Annotated in this window: 14 protein-coding genes; 3 read left to right on the forward strand and 11 right to left on the reverse strand. The window is 71.8% G+C overall.

The genetic code is table 11. The features are described from left to right. Positions 1 to 77: 77 nt before the first annotated feature. A complete protein-coding gene (locus ABZ896_RS19240) occupies positions 78 to 692 on the reverse strand; it encodes a TetR/AcrR family transcriptional regulator C-terminal ligand-binding domain-containing protein (RefSeq protein ID WP_360929951.1) in 615 nt (204 codons plus the stop codon). A gap of 212 nt (positions 693 to 904) precedes the next feature. On the opposite strand from ABZ896_RS19240, the gene ABZ896_RS19245 reads away from it, so the two are divergent. Both ABZ896_RS19245 and ABZ896_RS19250 read left to right on the forward strand, forming a co-directional pair. Further along, entirely contained in the window at positions 905 to 1702 is a 798-nt protein-coding gene (locus ABZ896_RS19245; protein ID WP_360929954.1) for a phosphatase PAP2 family protein, read from the forward strand. Next, a complete protein-coding gene (locus tag ABZ896_RS19250) occupies positions 1699 to 2637 on the forward strand; it encodes a hypothetical protein (RefSeq protein ID WP_360929957.1) in 939 nt (312 codons plus the stop codon). Before ABZ896_RS19245 ends, ABZ896_RS19250 begins: the two co-directional genes overlap by 4 nt. Before the next feature lie 3 nt (positions 2638 to 2640). Here ABZ896_RS19250 and ABZ896_RS19255 read toward each other — a convergent pair whose 3' ends face one another. Together ABZ896_RS19255 and ABZ896_RS19260 are read right to left on the reverse strand one after the other, a co-directional pair. Beyond that, complete coding sequence (locus tag ABZ896_RS19255) at positions 2641 to 3474, reverse strand: phospholipid scramblase-related protein (RefSeq protein ID WP_360929960.1); 834 nt, start codon at positions 3472 to 3474, stop codon at positions 2641 to 2643. Between the two features lie 63 nt (positions 3475 to 3537). Then, positions 3538 to 5592, reverse strand: coding sequence for a phosphocholine-specific phospholipase C (locus ABZ896_RS19260; RefSeq protein ID WP_360929963.1), 2055 nt, complete (start codon positions 5590 to 5592; stop codon positions 3538 to 3540). Positions 5593 to 5916: 324 nt separating this feature from the next. On the opposite strand from ABZ896_RS19260, the gene ABZ896_RS19265 reads away from it, so the two are divergent. After that, positions 5917 to 6828, forward strand: coding sequence for an endo alpha-1,4 polygalactosaminidase (locus tag ABZ896_RS19265; protein WP_360930118.1), 912 nt, complete (start codon positions 5917 to 5919; stop codon positions 6826 to 6828). A 19-nt stretch (positions 6829 to 6847) separates the two neighbouring features. Here ABZ896_RS19265 and ABZ896_RS19270 read toward each other — a convergent pair whose 3' ends face one another. The 8 genes from ABZ896_RS19270 to ABZ896_RS19305 all read right to left on the reverse strand — a co-directional run bounded on the left by ABZ896_RS19270 (position 6848) and on the right by ABZ896_RS19305 (position 15611). Beyond that, a complete protein-coding gene (locus tag ABZ896_RS19270; protein WP_360929966.1) occupies positions 6848 to 7774 on the reverse strand; it encodes a sugar phosphate isomerase/epimerase in 927 nt (308 codons plus the stop codon). After that, positions 7771 to 8382 (reverse strand): nucleoside deaminase, encoded by a 612-nt coding sequence (locus tag ABZ896_RS19275; protein ID WP_360929969.1) that lies wholly within the window; start codon positions 8380 to 8382, stop codon positions 7771 to 7773. Before ABZ896_RS19275 ends, ABZ896_RS19270 begins: the two co-directional genes overlap by 4 nt. A 22-nt stretch (positions 8383 to 8404) precedes the next feature. Continuing rightward, complete coding sequence (locus tag ABZ896_RS19280; RefSeq protein ID WP_360929972.1) at positions 8405 to 9931, reverse strand: GMC oxidoreductase; 1527 nt, start codon at positions 9929 to 9931, stop codon at positions 8405 to 8407. Between the two features lie 74 nt (positions 9932 to 10005). Beyond that, a complete protein-coding gene (locus ABZ896_RS19285; RefSeq protein WP_360929975.1) occupies positions 10006 to 11151 on the reverse strand; it encodes an ROK family protein in 1146 nt (381 codons plus the stop codon). After that, positions 11145 to 12551, reverse strand: a complete 1407-nt coding sequence (locus tag ABZ896_RS19290) for a carboxylesterase family protein (RefSeq protein WP_360929978.1) — start codon at positions 12549 to 12551, stop codon at positions 11145 to 11147. The genes ABZ896_RS19285 and ABZ896_RS19290 overlap by 7 nt, the downstream gene beginning before the upstream one ends. Next, positions 12548 to 13363, reverse strand: coding sequence for a carbohydrate ABC transporter permease (locus ABZ896_RS19295; RefSeq protein WP_360929981.1), 816 nt, complete (start codon positions 13361 to 13363; stop codon positions 12548 to 12550). Before ABZ896_RS19295 ends, ABZ896_RS19290 begins: the two co-directional genes overlap by 4 nt. Further along, complete coding sequence (locus tag ABZ896_RS19300) at positions 13360 to 14301, reverse strand: sugar ABC transporter permease (protein WP_360929984.1); 942 nt, start codon at positions 14299 to 14301, stop codon at positions 13360 to 13362. Before ABZ896_RS19300 ends, ABZ896_RS19295 begins: the two co-directional genes overlap by 4 nt. After that, positions 14298 to 15611 carry an extracellular solute-binding protein gene (locus tag ABZ896_RS19305; protein WP_360929987.1) on the reverse strand — a complete coding sequence of 438 codons (1314 nt, stop codon included), beginning with the start codon at positions 15609 to 15611 and terminating at the stop codon, positions 14298 to 14300. The genes ABZ896_RS19300 and ABZ896_RS19305 overlap by 4 nt, the downstream gene beginning before the upstream one ends. Positions 15612 to 15682: the final 71 nt, after the last annotated feature.

Consider the following 15682-nt stretch of genomic DNA (forward strand, 5'->3'; position numbering starts at 1 on the left):
GGTGCGCGCCGCCCCCGTCCCCACGGTGCGGCGCGGTCGGACCGTCGTCCCGTCATCCCGGGGACGCCGGTCCGGTCTCAGGTGAGGCCGAGCGCCGGCAGCACGGCGGCCTCCACGAAGCGGACCAGGTAGTCCGGGTCGGCGTACTCCGCGTCCACCACGGGACGGGCGCGGATCACACCGAACATCTGCGCGGGGATGAACTCCAGCGCCGGGTGCGCGGCGACGATCTCGCCGCGGTCGACCCCGCGCCGCAGGATCTGGCGCAGCGCGGCGATCTCCGGCTCCACCAGCGCCTCCCTGAGGGCCTGCGCGAGTTCGGCGTCCTGGGTGACGGCGTGGCCGAGCGCCGAGAGCAGCTTGGTGTCGTTGGTCGACCACCGGCCGGCGGCCCGCGCGACCTCGCGCAGGTCGTCCGCGAGTGATCCGGTGTCGATGCCGTCGAACTTGGACCGGCGGCGCGAGCGCAGCGCGGCCACCACGAACTGGGGCTTCGTCTTCCACTGCCGGTACAGGGTGGACTTGCTGCAGCGGGTGCTGGAGGCGACGCCCTCCATGGTCACGGCTTCGTATCCGCACTCGCGGATCTGGTCGAGCACGGCGTCGAAGAACTCCTGCTCACGCTCGGGCGTGATCTTGGAGCGGCGCGAGGCGGCGACCGTCTCCGGTCCCTCCGCTGCCTGCGACGTCATCGGCTCTTCTCCTTCTCTCCGGTCTCGGTTTATTCCCTGGACCCAGTGTGGCGTACCTCAATCGATACGCCAGTGTACCGGAACGCTTCCGTATCGGTACACTGGCGTATCGGAACGCCTTCGTTTCGTGAGGCGCACCGATGAGTTCCGGCCACGCCAGCGGTCTCGACTCGTACCACCGCACGCACCACCGTCAGCGAAAGGGCCGGGGGATGAATGCCCGCACCGAGCCTGCAGAAGGAAAGACCGGCGCGATAGCGCGGCCTCCGCTTCTCCGTGAGCTCCTGCTCGTCGCAGGGCTCTTCCTCGTCTACAAACTGGGCCGGCAACTGGCCACGGGCCACACCGGCGAAGCCCTCCACAACGCGCACCGCGTGTGGGACTTCGAACGAGCGGTCCACCTGCCCGGCGAGGGCTCGGTCCAGTCCCTGCTGCTGCACGGCGACACCCTGGCGCGGCTGGCGAACACCTACTACGCCACCGTCCACTTCCCGGCGACCGTGGCCTTCCTGGTCTGGCTGTACCTGCGCCGCCCCGCGCACTACGTGTGGGCCCGCCGGGTCCTCGCCACCCTCACCTCCGCGGCCCTGGTGCTGCCCTTCGTCTTCCCGCTGGCCCCGCCGCGGATGCTGGCCGCCACAGGCCTGGTCGACACCGCCCGGGTGTACGGCCCCTCGGTGTACGGCCCGCCCTCCTCGGACCACCTCTCCAACCAGTTCGCGGCGATGCCGTCGCTGCACTTCGGCTGGGCCCTGATGGTGGCGGTCGGCCTGATCGCGGCGACCCGCTCGCGCCGGCGCTGGCTGTGGCTGCTGCACCCGGCGATCACGCTGCTGGTGATCGTCGGCACCGCGAACCACTACTGGCTCGACGCGATCGTCGCGACCGCGATGCTCGGTGTCGCGCTCGCCGTGATCCACCGGCCCGTTCGCACGGTCACCACGGCCGGGCGCACCCAGGAGGCCCTGGCGCCCGCCGACGAGAACGTCCTGGTCGGAGCGGGCCGATGACCGCCACCCTGATCGCCGTCGCGCTCTCCCTGGTCTCCGCCGTCGCCTACGCGGCCGCGGCCGTCGCCCAGGAGCGTCTCGCCGCCCGCAGCGCCGAGACCGGCACGCTGCGGCTGCTGGGCGCGGGCGCCTGGTGGGCCTCGGTCGGGCTCAACGCCGGCGCGGCCCTGCTGCACGTGGTGGCCCTCAAGTACGGCCCGCTGACCGTCGTACAACCGCTCGGCGCGCTCACGCTGGTCGCCGCGGTGCCGATGGGGGCGCGGGTGGCCGGACGCAAGGTGAGCGCCACGGAATGGCGGGGCACCGCGCTGACGCTGGCGGGTCTGGCCGCGCTTCTGCTCACCGCGTCCGGGTCGGCCCCCGACCAGGTCCTGAGCCTCACCGAGGCGGTGACGGTGGCCGGTGCCACGGCCGCACTGATCGGGCTGCTGTCCCGGCCGGGCACCCGGCCCGGGCTGCGGCACGCCACCGCGTCCGGCTTCGCCTCGGGCGTGGCCTCGGCGCTCACCCAGACCGTCACGGTGGCCGCGACCGACCGCTCCGGATCGGTGATCGGCCTCCAGGTCGTGCTGGTGGCGGTCCTGGTGGCCGCGTTCGCCGTGGGCGGCCTGTTCCTGTCCCAGACGGCGTACAAGGGTGGCCTCGGCGCCCCGCTCGCGGTGGTGACCCTGTCCAACCCGGTGGCGGCCTCGGTGATCGGACTGACCCTGCTCGGACAGGGACTGCGCGGCGGGGCGGCGGGAGTGCTGCTGGCCCTCGCGGGCGCGGGCCTCGCCGCGTGGGGCGTGGTGCTGCTGACCCGGGCGACGCCGGTGCCGGTCGAGGAGGAGCACCCGGTGGCGGCGGTCCTGGCCCTGAAGCCGGAAACGGCCACCCCGGAACCGGCGTTGGTCCCGAGGCAGCCGGTGGATCCGGGGCACCTCACCCCGCTGTGAGGGCTATCCGAGGCCGCGGGAGTCCTGCTTCAGGGCCGTGTCGACGGTCAGGGCGGTCGCGACGACCAGGCTCAGCAGCGGCTCGGGAAGCCGGTAGTGGATCTGCAGGACGTAGTTGTCGGCCGTGGTGAACATCGTCTTGGCGAGGCCCTCCCACGTCTTCGTGATCCGGGCGACCTCGTTCTCCGTGTGGTCGACGATCGCGAAGTTCCAGGCCCGCCAGTTCTCCGCCTTGATCGCCCCGACCTGCTGCCCGTCGACGTTCATCGCGAAGTTGATCTTCCCGATCATGTTCTGCTGGACGATCTCGCCGACCTGCGAACCGTCCGGACGGGACACGATCACCCGGGACTTGAGGAACTTCGCGGGCCGGGTCAGCATCAGCACCGGCTGACCGTGGGCGTCCCGGATCTCCAGCCGGTGGGTCATGAACTGGTCGAAGCTGGAGACGAACCGCAGCGCTTTCTTCAGCGCGCTCTGCCCGACCTCGGTCACCGAGCCGAGCTGGTTGCCGTTCTGGTCCATGACCTTGTACTCGTTGGTCAGCTCGATCAGCTTGGCCTTCTGGTTCACCACCAGCACCGGCTCGGTGAAGAGCGAACCGCCACCGGCACCGCTCGGCGCGACCCCGGCCTGCTGCTGCACCTGCCGCTGGACCCGCGGGTCGGGCCCGGCGGCCTGCTGCGGCATCTGCGGAGGCTGCGCCGGAGCCGCTGTCTGCCCCTGGTCCGCGTGCGTGTTCTGGGTCCACTGAGCGCCGTCCCAGTAGCGGAGCGTCTGCGGCGCTCCGTGCGGATCGGGGTACCAGCCAGCAGGTGTGTTCGAATGCGTGGTCACCGGGGCACACTACCCCGGGACCATCGCGATCCGGCCACCCCGAAGGTGGCGCTCGTCCCGGCTTTACTCGGTGATTACGGACGGGTCGCTGACCCCGGGGCGCCCGTTCTCGACATGTCCGGCGAATCGCCGCAGGAACGCGGGGTCCGACTCCGAGGTGACGGTCAGGTCGTACCAGCGACGGCTCGCGCCGAGGTCGAAGGTGTGCCGGACGGTGGTGCCGGGCCGCACGGTGAAGACCTTCGGCCGGCCGCCGTACCCGTTGACCGCCTTCAGACGGACCGTGCCGGAGCCCTTGTTGGTGAGGGTCAGCTCCAGGTCGTCGCCGCTGTGGCGGGCGGTGACCTCGGGTCCGGCCACCTTGTTCGGGCCCTGGAAGACGCGCAGGAAGCCGTTGGGGCCGTGCACGGTGAGGTCGTACGACCCCTTCGAGTACGCCGAGTTCCAGGTGTCCGCGACCGTCCTGCCGGCCTCGGTGGTGTAGCTCCAGGGCCCGTCGGTGCGGTTGCCGGAGGTCACCAGGAAGGCGGCGCCCGCCTTGGCTCCGGAGGCGAAGGTGAGCGTGAGCTTGCCCGCCTTGGCGTCCACCGAGGCGTCCACGTGCGGGGCGTACTTGAGCGGGCGGGCCAGGCGCAGGCCGCGCTCCTGCTTGGGCAGGACGCCCTTGGCGGGCGGGGTGGGCACGTAGTCGGGGTGGCGCTCGCGGTCCGGGGGCTCGTAGCCGTCGGTGTCCGGCAGGGCGACCGGCTTGGTGTCGGTGCGGGAGAAGTCGAAGGCGGCGGTCAGGTCGCCGCAGACCGCGCGCCGCCAGGGCGAGATGTTCGGCTCGTGCACCCCGAAGCGCTTCTCGATGAACCGGATGATCGAGGTGTGGTCGAGCGTCTCGGAGCAGACGTAACCGCCCTTGCTCCAGGGCGAGACGACGAGCATGGGGACGCGCTGGCCGAGGCCGTACGGGCCCGCGACATGGCCGCTGTCGCCCTTGAAGAGGTCCAGCGAGGGGTCGACCGTCGACTTGCCCTGCTCGGCGGAGGCGGGCGGGAACGGCGGGACCAGGTGGTCGAAGAAGCCGTCGTTCTCGTCGTACGTGATGAACAGCGCCGTCTTCGCCCACACCTTCGGGTCCGAGGTGAGCGCGTCGAGGACCTGGGCGACGTACCAGGCGCCGTAGTTGGCGGGCCAGTTGGGGTGCTCGGTGAAGGCCTCGGGGGCGACGATCCAGGAGACCTTGGGCAGCTTCCCGGCCTTCACGTCCGCCTTCAGCTGGTCGAAGTAGCCCTCGCCCTTGGTGTAGTCGGTGCCTGTGCGGGCCTTGTCGTACAGCGGGTCGCCGGGCTTGGCGTTCCGGTACTGGTTGAAGTAGAGCAGCGAGTTGTCGCCGTAGTTGCCGCGGTAGGCGTCCTGGATCCAGCCCCAACTGCCGTTCGCGTCGAGGCCGTCGCCGACGTCCTGGTAGATCTTCCAGGAGACCCCGGCCTTCTCCAGGCGCTCGGGGTAGGTGGTCCAGCCGTAGCCGACCTCGTCGTTGCCGAGGACCGGGCCGCCGCCCTGGCCGTCGTTGCCGGTGTAGCCCGTCCACATGTAGTAGCGGTTCGGGTCGGTGGAGCCGATGAACGAGCAGTGGTAGGCGTCGCAGATGGTGAACGAGTCGGCGAGGGCGTAGTGGAAGGGGATGTCCTCGCGGGTCAGGTACGCCATGGTCGTGGTGCCCTTGTTCGGGACCCACTTGTCGTACTTGCCGCCGTCGAAGGCCGCATGGCCGTCGTTCCAGCCGTGCGGGAGGTCCTGCACGAACTGCATGCCCAGGTCGTCGACGTCGGGGCGGAAGGGCAGGATCTCCTTGCCGTTCGCGTCCTGCTGCTGCCAGACCTGCTTGCCGTTCTGGAGCGTCACCGGGTGCGGGTCGCCGAAGCCGCGGACCCCGCGGAGGGAGCCGAAGTAGTGGTCGAAGGACCGGTTCTCCTGCATCAGGACGACGATGTGCTCGACGTCCTCGATGGTTCCCGTGCGGTGGTTTGCCGGGAGGGCGGCCGCGCGCTGGATGCTGTTGGACAGAGCCGTGAAGGCCGTGGTGGCGCCCGCGACTTGGAGGAATCTGCGCCGGTTGACGTCGGGCATGGGGTGGGTGACCTCTCATCCTGCGCATCGGTGGCCGGAATGGGGCGGAAGGTGCGCGCTGCGAGTTTTCCAAGGGCGACGAACGTCAGGGAAGGGTCCGGTGGCGCCTGTGTGAAAGTCGGGAGTACGTGAGGTGGGCGGGTAAAGGGCGACCCAACTGAACCCTCGGCACCCGTCGGGCCGTTTCGGTGGGGGACCTGATGTGACGGAGTAAGAGCGATGAGACATACCGCGATGGTGTGCGGAGTGCTGGCGGCCCTGACGCTGGCCGGGTGTTCGGGATCGGGGGGCGGTTCCCGGGCGGACGGTGGTCCGTCCCCGTCGGTGAAGGCGTCCGGGCGCCCCACGGCGGCGGTCGGGAGCGGCACACCGTCGCCGTCCGTCTCCGCCTCCCCGAGCGCTTCGGGCAGTCCGAGTCCCTCCGGTGCTTCGAGCCCTTCTCGCGCGGCGAGTCCTTCGGCCGGATCGGGCGATACGGGCTCTTCGGCCACCTCCGGCAGGAAGCGGTCCGGCACCCCGGCAGGCGGCGCCCGCACGGCGCGTTGGCAGCCCCGCCCGGGGCTGAGCTGGCAGTGGCAGCTCGACGGGAAGCTGGACACCTCCGTCGACGTGGCCGTCTACGACATCGACGGCGTCGAGAACTCGAAGGCGACCGTGGACCGGCTGCACCGCGACGGCCGCAAGGTCGTCTGCTACATCAACGTCGGTGCCTGGGAGGACTTCCGCCCGGACAAGGGCGCCTTCCCCAGGTCGGTGCTCGGTGACTCCAACGGCTGGGAGGGCGAGCGCTGGCTGGACATCCGGCGCCGGAACGTGCTGCGGCCGATCATGGCCGAGCGGATGGACATGTGCCGTGCCAAGGGGTTCGACGCCGTGGAGCCCGACCTGGTGGACGGGTACGCCAACGACACAGGCTTCCCACTGAGCGCGGCCGACCAGCTCGCCTACAACCGTATGATCGCCGACCTCGCGCACGACCGGGGCCTGGCCGTGGGTCTCAAGAACGACCTCGACCAGATCCCGCAGCTGCTGCGGCACTTCGACTTCGCGGTCAACGAGGAGTGCGCGAAGTACGACGAGTGCGAGGCGCTGAGCCCGTTCGTCAAGGCGGGCAAGGCCGTGTTCCACGTCGAGTACGAGGTGCCGAACAGCGAGTTCTGCGCGCAGTCCCGCCGGCTGAAGCTGTCCTCCATGAGCAAGAAGCTGGAGCTGGGGGCGTGGCGCAAGCCCTGTTGACGCAGGCCCTGTTCAGGCCTCAGAGCAGGGCGGCCCTCGCCACGGTCGTGCACGCCTTGAGCGCGGCCACCGGATCGGCCGCCTCGTCCAGCTCGATGAGGATCGTGCCGGCGCCGGGCGTGCGGGACATCGCGTCGGCCCAGCCGCTCCAGTCGACGATCCCGGTGCCCAGCTCGGTCATGTAGGGCTGCTGGCGGGCGTAGATCGTGTCGTCGATGGTGAGGTGGACGTCGATCGGCCCGACGGCGTCCTTCCAGTGGGCCAGCGCGATCCGCGGGGCGTGTCTGCGGGCGACGGCCACGGGGTCGCCGCCGCCGAGGGCGATGTGGCAGGAGTCAGGGCACAGCCAGACGTAGCGCGGGTCGGTCAGCGCCATGAACAGGTCGATGTCCCGCTCGTACCAGAGCGTGCTGTGGGACTCGGTGTGGAAGGCGAGCTTCACCCCGTGGCGGGCGACGGCCTCGCCGACCGCGTGGGCGATGTCGGCCATCCGGCCCAGGTAGCCGGCGTCGACGAAGAAGGGCGGCCGGGTGCCGAAGGTGGTGCGCATCGGCAGCCCGGTGACGAGGAGTTCGGCGCCGGTCGCGGCGAGGAAGGCGGCGCGGCGCTCGGCGTCGGCGACGATCGCGGGGAGGTCGGCGTCGTGCCGCCAGTCGGGGGCGTCGCTGTCGGCGACGAAGGCGCTGACCACCGCCAGTCCCCGGCCCGCGAGTTCGCGGCGGAAGCCGTCGGCGCTCCCGAAGGCCCGCAGCGCCGAGTCGAGGTCGCCGGGCGCGAACGTCAGCTCGATGCCGGTGACGTCGGTCTCCGCCAGGGTGTACATCACCCGTTCCCAGAAGACGTCCGGGTGCCGGGCGGCCCAGTCGCGGACCGCCTCGGCGGACTCCAGGCCCCAGAAGCCGGGGTGGTAGAAGGTGATGACGTCCGTGGCGAACCGGGGGGTCATTCGGCGCCTCCGCGCGCGTTGTAGACGACGACGTCGTCGGACTCGTCAACCGCCTTGCGGTAGTTGTGGAAGACGGCGAGCGCCTCGTCCCGGAGCACGTCGTGGACGACCTCGATGCCGCGCTCCTCGAACTGCTCGGCCCAGTCGGCGCGCGACGGCCCCTCGTCGAAGGTGGTGATCTCCTCCAGCTCCGGCCCCTCCCCCGCGACCACCAGTCCGCGCACCCCGGACCACAGGGTGGCGCCGTAACACTGCACGCAGGGCCGCCAGTTGACGACGAGTTCCAGCGGCGGCAGCCCCTCGGCGCCGAGGTCCCAGCCGCCGGTGGCCACCTGGGCGAGTCCCAGGGCGACGACCTCGGCGTGGGCGCTGGAGATCCCGCTGGCGAGGACGACGTTCACGCCGACCGAGACGATCCGGCCGGTGTCCCGCTCGGCGACGAGCGCGGCGAACGGACCGCCGTTGCCCTCCCGCCAGTTGCGGTCGGCGAGCCGGTGCACCAGGCGCATCCGGTCCTCGGCACCGGGCAACACACCCGGCACGTCGGCGAGTTCGTCGTCGATCCACGCGGGCAGCGCCACGCGGTACTCCTTGGCGATGTCGATCATGTGTCTCTCTCCATGGGGTCGGTCACCGTGCGGCGAGCGCACTGTGGCGTACGGCGACGGCGCGGGCCGCGCGGATCGCGGTGACCGTGCCCGTCAGGGTGACGTTGGCGGCCATCGCGGTGGGGACGACGCCGTTGCCGGCCAGGTACAGGTTGTCGTGGCCCCAGACCCTGCCGTCCGGGTCGCACACGGTGGTGCCGTCGTCGGCTTCACCGGCGCGGACAGTACCCGTGAGGTGCAGGGACGAACCCGGCGGCAACAGGGCCGACTCGGTCTCCGGGTCGAAGGGCCCGAACTCCTCGGCCAGTGAACGGACTTCGGCGAGCCCGCGTTCGATCAGCGCCCGGTCGGTGGCGGAGTACCCGAACTCGACGCGGATCCGGGGCAGTCCGGCGAGGTCGGTCTCGGTCGGCGAGAACACCAGCCGGTTCTCGGGCCGGGACTCGACGGGGACGTACAGCGAGAGGCCGACGGAGTGGGCGAGGGGGCGGCCGCCCTCGTCGACGTAGGTGCGGTTCATGATCTGGCCGTGGAAGGGCTGGGCGGGTCCGTTGCGGGGCAGCCAGAGCGAGTCGGTGCTGAACTCGCCGGGGCGCGGGAGGGGCAGGTCGGCGAGGTCGAGGCCGTGGCGGTCGAGGTCGAGCAGGACGCGGGCGGTGATGAAGGCGTGCTCGTTGAGGTGGGTACCGAGAGCCCGCGGGCGGATGCCGGAGGCGTAGAGGAGCTGCGGGGTGCGCAGGGCGTCGGCGCACACGATCACGGTGTCCGCGAGGAGTTCGGACTCGTGGCCGTCGGCGACCCGGCGCAGGTGAGCCCCGGTGACCCGGCCGCCCTCGGTGATCAGTGAGGTCACGAGGGTGCCGGTGACCAGGGTGAAGGCGGGGTCGCCGCCGCCCGCGAGCGTGGGGAAGATCGTCCCGGGCGCGGTGCGGGGCAGGGGGCCCTCGGTGGTGGCGGTGACGGCCATCGGCATGGGCTGCGGGACGCGGTCGTACGGGCCGATGCCGCCGTAGCGTCTGCGGAGCACGTCGAGGACCAGGTGGCCCACCTCAGTGGGGCCGATCGCGGCCGGGGTGACGGCGAGCAGTCGGCGCGCGGTGGCGAGGTCGGCGGTCCAGCGGCCGCGGTCGCCGAAGTCGAACACCTCGTCGCCCGCGGGCCACGGGGTCGCGGCGGTCCAGTGCACGCCCATGCCGCCGGCGTTCCAGGCGAGCGCGGCCCGGGGCATGGCCTCGGCATCCTCGCCGAAGGCGAGCGCGTGGAACATGCCGGGCGTCAAATCCCTGATGTGGTCCGGGACTTCGCGTACCACCTCGGCGCCGGTGTACATGCCCTGGATGCCGGTGGCGACCTGTTCGTTGTAGCGGGACCACAGGTCGGGATCGTCGAGGTCGTGCAGGTGCAGGCCGGGCGCGTCGCCGATCGGGGCGCCGCCGTCGACCATGGTCAGGCGCAGCGCCGGGTCGGCCTCGCGCAGCAGCCGGGCCACAACGGAGCCCATGATGCCGCTGCCCACGACGAGGACGTCGGTGCGGGGGATGTGCGTCAAGTCAGACTCCAGGAACGGGAGATGTGGGGGGCGTGTGGGTCGTAGGTCAAGTGCCCCGAGTGAGCGGCCGGAGGTCAGGTGCCCGGGGCGAGCGGGCCGAAGAGCTGGGTGTCCATGCGGTCGAGGGCGAGCTTCACGGCGCCGACGAGCGGGGCGTCGTGGCCTAGGGCCGTGGCCAGGACGTCGACCTCGGGCGCCCGAGCGGCCCGTAGCGCGGCGCGCACGCGGGGCAGCAGGACGTCGGACGCGTCCTCCACTCCGCCGCCGAGCACGAAGAGCGACGGGGCGACCGTCCAGGACAGGGTGGTGAGGATCGACGCGATGTACTCGACGAGTTCGTCGACCTCGGCGAGGGCGCCGGCGTCACCGGAGCGGGCCGCGTCGAACCGCGCGAGCGCGGCGGCGCGTTGGGCGGGCAGCGGGGAGGTGAGCCAGGCGATGGGCCGGTCGTCGACCGAGTCGACCGCCAGCGAGGGCGCCTCCACGATCTCGCCCGCCGCACCGTCGAGTCCGCGGTGCACGGCCCCGCGGATGAGGATGCCGAGGCCGGTGCGGTTCCCGAGCATCGCCCACACCACGTTGTCGTGGTCGGTCGCCACTCCTCGCCAACGCTCCGCGAGCGCACCGAGGTTGGCGTCGTTGTCGGCGAACCAGGGCACCGGGACCCGGCGGGCGAGTTCGTCCGGGAGGTGGACGTCCGTCCAGCGGGTGGTGTGCACCAGACGCCGTACGACTCCCTCGTCGTCGACGGCGCCACCGCTCGCCACGGCACCGGCCCGCACCCGGTCGAGAGTGCCGCCCGCGTCGTCCAGGGCCCGGCCGACCAGGTCCGCCACCTCATCCAGAGTGGCCCGCGGGTCCTGGTAGACCTTCAGCGGCCGGTGCGCCCGGCCGAGGATGCGGCCGCGCACGTCGGCGACGACCGCGGACACGTCGGCGGTGGTGATCCGGGCGGCGGCCAACAGGGCGTGTTCGGCACGGAGTTCGTAGCGGCGGGCAGGACGGCCCGCCGATCCGCTGAGCGGCACGCGGTCCAGCTCCGTCACCCAGCCCGCCTCGACCAGCGAGTCCAGGACGAGTTCGACGGTACGGCGGGACAGGCCCGTCTGCCCGGCGAGTTCGGTGAGCTTGCGCGGACCGGCGGAGACCGCCAACGCCCGCAGGATCACGGAGGTGTTGACGCGTCGTACGGCGCTCTGGTTCATCCCCGCCATCACCATGGCGCCGCCTCGGTCCGGGTCACGGGGTCGTAGACGCCGTGGGTGTCGGCGGCGAGGGGTGCGCCGGGGCGGCCGTACTCGCGGGCCGGGTCGCCGGGGGTGCCGGTGGCCCGGTCCCAGGGCGGGGTCTCGCCGTGGACGAATCCGACGAGGTCGGCGTGCATCCTCGTGGCGAGATCGGTCGGCGGGTTCGGGCCCAGGGCCTCGGGGACGCCGGAGGCGTCGAGGAGGTCGAAGAAGAAGGGGAGGTCGACGCAGTGGACGGCGCCGCCGAGGACGGGCGAGGGCCATTCGAAGGAGTACAGCCAGGTACCGGCGGACGCGTGGCGCCGGGCGGCCGCGGAGCGGGGGCAGACGGCGCGGAAGAGGGTGTCGGTGGGGCGGGTGCCGGCGGCGCGGGCCGCCCGCGCGGTGTGCGTGCCGGCCGAGCGGTCCTCCGGTGCCGGGCGGGTGCCGTCGCCCTGCTCCTCCGCCGGCGTACGGTCGCCGTCGAACTCGTCGCCGGTCGCGCCGAGCAGGAGCGGGACGTCATGGCCGTACTCCTTGAGGCCCTCGGCGACGGGTACCGGGAGGATGTCGTCGCCCACGAAGGGTCCGAGGGGCAGGGGGCCGGGGCCGCGCAGGTCGAGGACGGCGCGCTGGAGTTGCTCCAGGGTGCGGTCCGCGAAGCCCGCGCGGGTGGGCGGTACTGCGAGGGCGCGCCCGAGCCGAGCGAGGAACTCCCGTGTCGGGCGGGCGACTTCCGGGTGCGTGCCTTCGAAGAAGCCGCCCGAGATGCTCACCGCCCGCCGGAATCGGCCCCGCGCCGCCGGTGACGACAGCAGCGCCAGTACCGCCGCTCCCCCGGCCGACTGCCCGGCCACCGTGACCCGGGCCGGGTCGCCGCCGAACGCCGCGATGTTCTCCTGGACCCAGTCGAGCGCGAGCAGTACGTCCCGCAGGCCCAGGTTGCGCGGGACGCCGTCCAGGACGGCGAACCCGTCGACGCCCAGGCGGTAGCCGACCGTCACGGTGACCACGCCGGCGCGGGCGAAGGAACGGCCGTCGTACCAGGGGCTGGCCGGGCTTCCCGCGAGGAAGCCGCCGCCGTGGATCCAGACCAGGACGGGGCAGCCGTCCGCCTCGGGCACCGTCACGGAGACGTTCAGCACGTCGTCGCCCGGTATCGACGGCTCCGGGATGGTCGTCGTGGCGAACAGCGGGACGCGCTGCGAGGTCGGACCGGGCCGGGTCGCGTCGTACGGCTGGCGGAAGGGCGCCCGGGGGACGGGCGGGGCGAACCGCCGTACGCCGATGGGCGCTTCCGCGTAGGGGATGCCCAAGTACCGCCGTACGCCGTCGACTCGGTGTCCGACGACCGTGCCGACAGGGGTGCGCAGCGAGGTCTCCGTCATGGTCATCGCATGCCCGTCCCGGCGACGCCCTGCACGAAGTACCGCTGCAGGAACAGGAAGAGGACCAGCACCGGCAGCATCACGACGATCGCCCCGGCCAGCATCAGGCCGTAGTCGGTGACGTGGGCCGCGGCCTGGCTGGTGGCGGCGAGGCCGACCGGCAGGGTGTACGTGGACATGCTCTGGGCGACGATCAGCGGCCAGATGAAGTTGTTCCAGGAGGTGAGGAACGACATGATCGTGATCGTCGCGACGGCGGGCCCGGCCAGCGGCAGGAAGATCCGGAAGAAGATCCGGAACTCCCCCGCGCCGTCGATACGGGCCGCCTCCAGCAGCTCGTCGGGGACCGACAGGGCGTACTGGCGCATGATGAAGACGCACAGCGGCAGCGCGGCGGCGGGCAGCGCGATCCCGGTGAGGGTGTCCGCGAGCCCCAGATCGACGGTGATCACGAACTGCGGCACGAACACCGCGGTGAACGGCACCATCAGCGCCGCCATGACCGCCCCGAACGCGAGCCGCCTGCCCGCGAACTCCAGCTTGGCGAGGGCGTATCCGGCGGCCGAGGCGGCCACGATGTTGCCGACGACCACGATCGCCGCGACGACGACGCTGTTGACCAGGAACCGGCCGAAGCCCTGCGTCTCGAAGAGCCGGGTGAAGTTGTCGAGGGTCGGGTGCGCGGGGATCCAGGCGCCGGGGTCGGAGCGGATCTCGTCGAGGCTGCGCAGCGAACCGCTCGCCACCCAGGCGAAGGGGAGCAGGGTGAGCAGCGCGCAGAGGACCAACGCGCCGTAGAGAGCGGGGCGTCGGGTCATGTCCGGGACCTCAGCAGCCTGAACTGGACGAGACTGACCACGGCCACCAGCACCAGCATCACGAAGGACGCGGCCGACGACATCCCGAACTCCCCCGCGCCGAACTGCCGGTAGGTGTACAGCGCGACGGACTCGGTGGAGCCCAACGGGCCGCCGCCGGTGAGGAGATAGGGCTCGTCGAAGACCTGGAGGTAGAAGACGGTCAGCAGGACGGAGACCATGAGCGTGGTCGGCAGCAGCAACGGCAGGGTGATGTACCGGAGTTGGCGCCGGCGCCCGGCGCCGTCGAGGGCGGCGGCCTCGTACACGTCCCGCGGGACGGCCTGGAGCCCGGCGAGGAACAGCACCATCGCGGTGCCGAAGTTGCGCCAGACGCCGAGCAGGATGACCACCGGCATGGCGAGGTTCGGGTCGTCGAGCCAGTTGGGCCCGGCGAGGCCGACCGCGCCGAGCACCTTGTTGACGGTGCCGTCGGTGTTGAAGGCGTACTGCCAGATCAGCGCGACGGCGACGACGTTGGTGACGACCGGCGCGAAGAAGACCATACGGAAGACCCCGCGCAGCCGCCGGATCCCGGAGTTCAGCGCGAGCGCCAGCGCGAACCCGGCGCCCATGGTCAGCGGTACGCCGACGGCCACGAACACCCCGGTGTTCAGCAGGTCCCGGCGGAAGCTGTCGTCCTCGAACAGCCGGACGTAGTTGTCGAGGCCGGTGAAGTTGACCGCGAACGGGGTGCGCAGGTCGGCGCCGCGCAGGTCGGTGAGGCTGAATCCGAGCGCGGCGACGGTGGGGACCGCCGTGTAGAGGAGGAAGAGCAGGGCGAAGGGGGCGAGGAACAGCCACGCGACGGCCGTACGGCGGCCGCGGCGCACCCTGTGGCGGGTCGCCGGTGCCGGTGCGGCGGCCTCGGGAGCCCCTCGTACGAGAGTCGCCGTCATGTCGTGCCCGTGCCGACGCTCTCGGCGTACGCCTGGATGTTCGCGGCGGCCTTCTCGGCGGTCTCCTTGCCCTTGGCCACGGCCTCCATCTCCTTGCCGAGCCGGGTCGCGACCTGCTGCCAGGTGCCGACCTGGGGGAAGGCGCGGGTGTTCTTCAGCTGGGTGAAGAAGGCGTCCAGGAGCGGCTGGCCCTTGATGGCGGAGTCGTCCCAGGCGGAGATGACGGCCGGGAGGGAGCCGTACGCCTTGTACTGCGCGACCTGGGTCCCGGCGGTGGCGAGGTACCGGACGAGCTTCCAGGAGGCGTCCGCGTTGCCGCTGCCGGCGAGGACGCCCCAGCTGCCGCCCGCGGAGAAGGAGACGCTGCCGCCCGCTCCGGCGGGCAGGGGCGCGGTGCCGACGTGCGAGGCCGTCCAGCCCTTCTGCTTGGCGACGGCGTCGAGCTGGCCGATCACCCACGGGCCGGTGATCATGGCGGCGGTCTTGCCGGAGACGAAGTACGGCTGGGCGTCGAGGAAGGTGGGGCCGCTCGGGTCGGCGGTGCCCTCGGTGAAGAAGGACGCGTTGTACTTCAGGGCGTCGACCAGCTGCGGGGAGTCGAGGGTCCACTTGGCCCCGTCGCTCCCGCTGTTCCCGGAGCTCAGGAGGGAGCCGCCGGCCTGCCAGGCGTACATGGCGACATCCTGGCCGTTGAAGATGTCCCACCCGATGTCGGCGCCGAGGCCGTGCGCGGCGCCCGCGCCCTGGAGCGCCTTCAGGAACGGCGTCATCTCCTCCCACTTCTTCGGTGCCTGGGCACCCGCCTTCTTGGCCAGATCCGAGCGGTAGACGAGGGCGTAGGTGTACGCGTACCAGGGCACCGTGTACGCCACGTCGCCGACGACTCCGGCGTCCCAGAGGCTGCTGAAGAAGCTGCCCGGATCGACGAGACCGTCGGGCACGGCCCGCAGGGTCGAGGAGTCCAGGAACTGCGCCTGCGACTCGGGGAAGAACTGGGCGATGTCCGGTCCCCTGCCCGAGGCGATCGCCGCCTGGAGCTTGGTGTAGTACTCGCCGTTGGGGATCAGCGTGGTCTTCACGACCAGGCCGGGGTTGGCCTTCTTGAAGGGCTCGACGACCTTGCCGAGCACGTCGGCATCGCCCTGGGCGGCCCAGACGTTCACGGTGCCGGTGGCCGGGGAGGCGTCGACCTTCTGCGCGCTGCCGGAGGCGGCGGCCGTGTCGCCGCTCCGCCCGCAACCGGCCAGGGCGCCGCCGATCGCCAGACCGGCGGTCAGTCTGAGGGCGGCGCGTCGGGAGAGATGGGACACGGGGAACTCCTGTCTCACGAGGTCCCTGCCGACGTTATGAACCACGTGTTTCGGCCACGTGGCGATCCTCG

Origin of the sequence: Streptomyces sp. NPDC047072 (genome assembly GCF_040643855.1) — a bacterium.
Taxonomy (GTDB): Bacteria; Actinomycetota; Actinomycetes; order Streptomycetales; family Streptomycetaceae; genus Streptomyces.

What these genes read in the sequence shown, in the direction of transcription:
- ABZ896_RS19240 (WP_360929951.1), bottom strand. Translation starts at nt 692, where the DNA reads ATGACGTCGCAGGCAGCGGAGGGACCGGAGACGGTCGCCGCCTCGCGC.
- ABZ896_RS19245 (WP_360929954.1), top strand. Translation starts at nt 905, where the DNA reads ATGAATGCCCGCACCGAGCCTGCAGAAGGAAAGACCGGCGCGATAGCG.
- ABZ896_RS19250 (WP_360929957.1), top strand. Translation starts at nt 1,699, where the DNA reads ATGACCGCCACCCTGATCGCCGTCGCGCTCTCCCTGGTCTCCGCCGTC.
- ABZ896_RS19260 (WP_360929963.1), bottom strand. Translation starts at nt 5,592, where the DNA reads ATGCCCGACGTCAACCGGCGCAGATTCCTCCAAGTCGCGGGCGCCACC.
- ABZ896_RS19270 (WP_360929966.1), bottom strand. Translation starts at nt 7,774, where the DNA reads ATGACCCCCCGGTTCGCCACGGACGTCATCACCTTCTACCACCCCGGC.
- ABZ896_RS19275 (WP_360929969.1), bottom strand. Translation starts at nt 8,382, where the DNA reads ATGATCGACATCGCCAAGGAGTACCGCGTGGCGCTGCCCGCGTGGATC.
- ABZ896_RS19285 (WP_360929975.1), bottom strand. Translation starts at nt 11,151, where the DNA reads ATGGTGATGGCGGGGATGAACCAGAGCGCCGTACGACGCGTCAACACC.
- ABZ896_RS19290 (WP_360929978.1), bottom strand. Translation starts at nt 12,551, where the DNA reads ATGACCATGACGGAGACCTCGCTGCGCACCCCTGTCGGCACGGTCGTC.
- ABZ896_RS19295 (WP_360929981.1), bottom strand. Translation starts at nt 13,363, where the DNA reads ATGACCCGACGCCCCGCTCTCTACGGCGCGTTGGTCCTCTGCGCGCTG.
- ABZ896_RS19300 (WP_360929984.1), bottom strand. Translation starts at nt 14,301, where the DNA reads ATGACGGCGACTCTCGTACGAGGGGCTCCCGAGGCCGCCGCACCGGCA.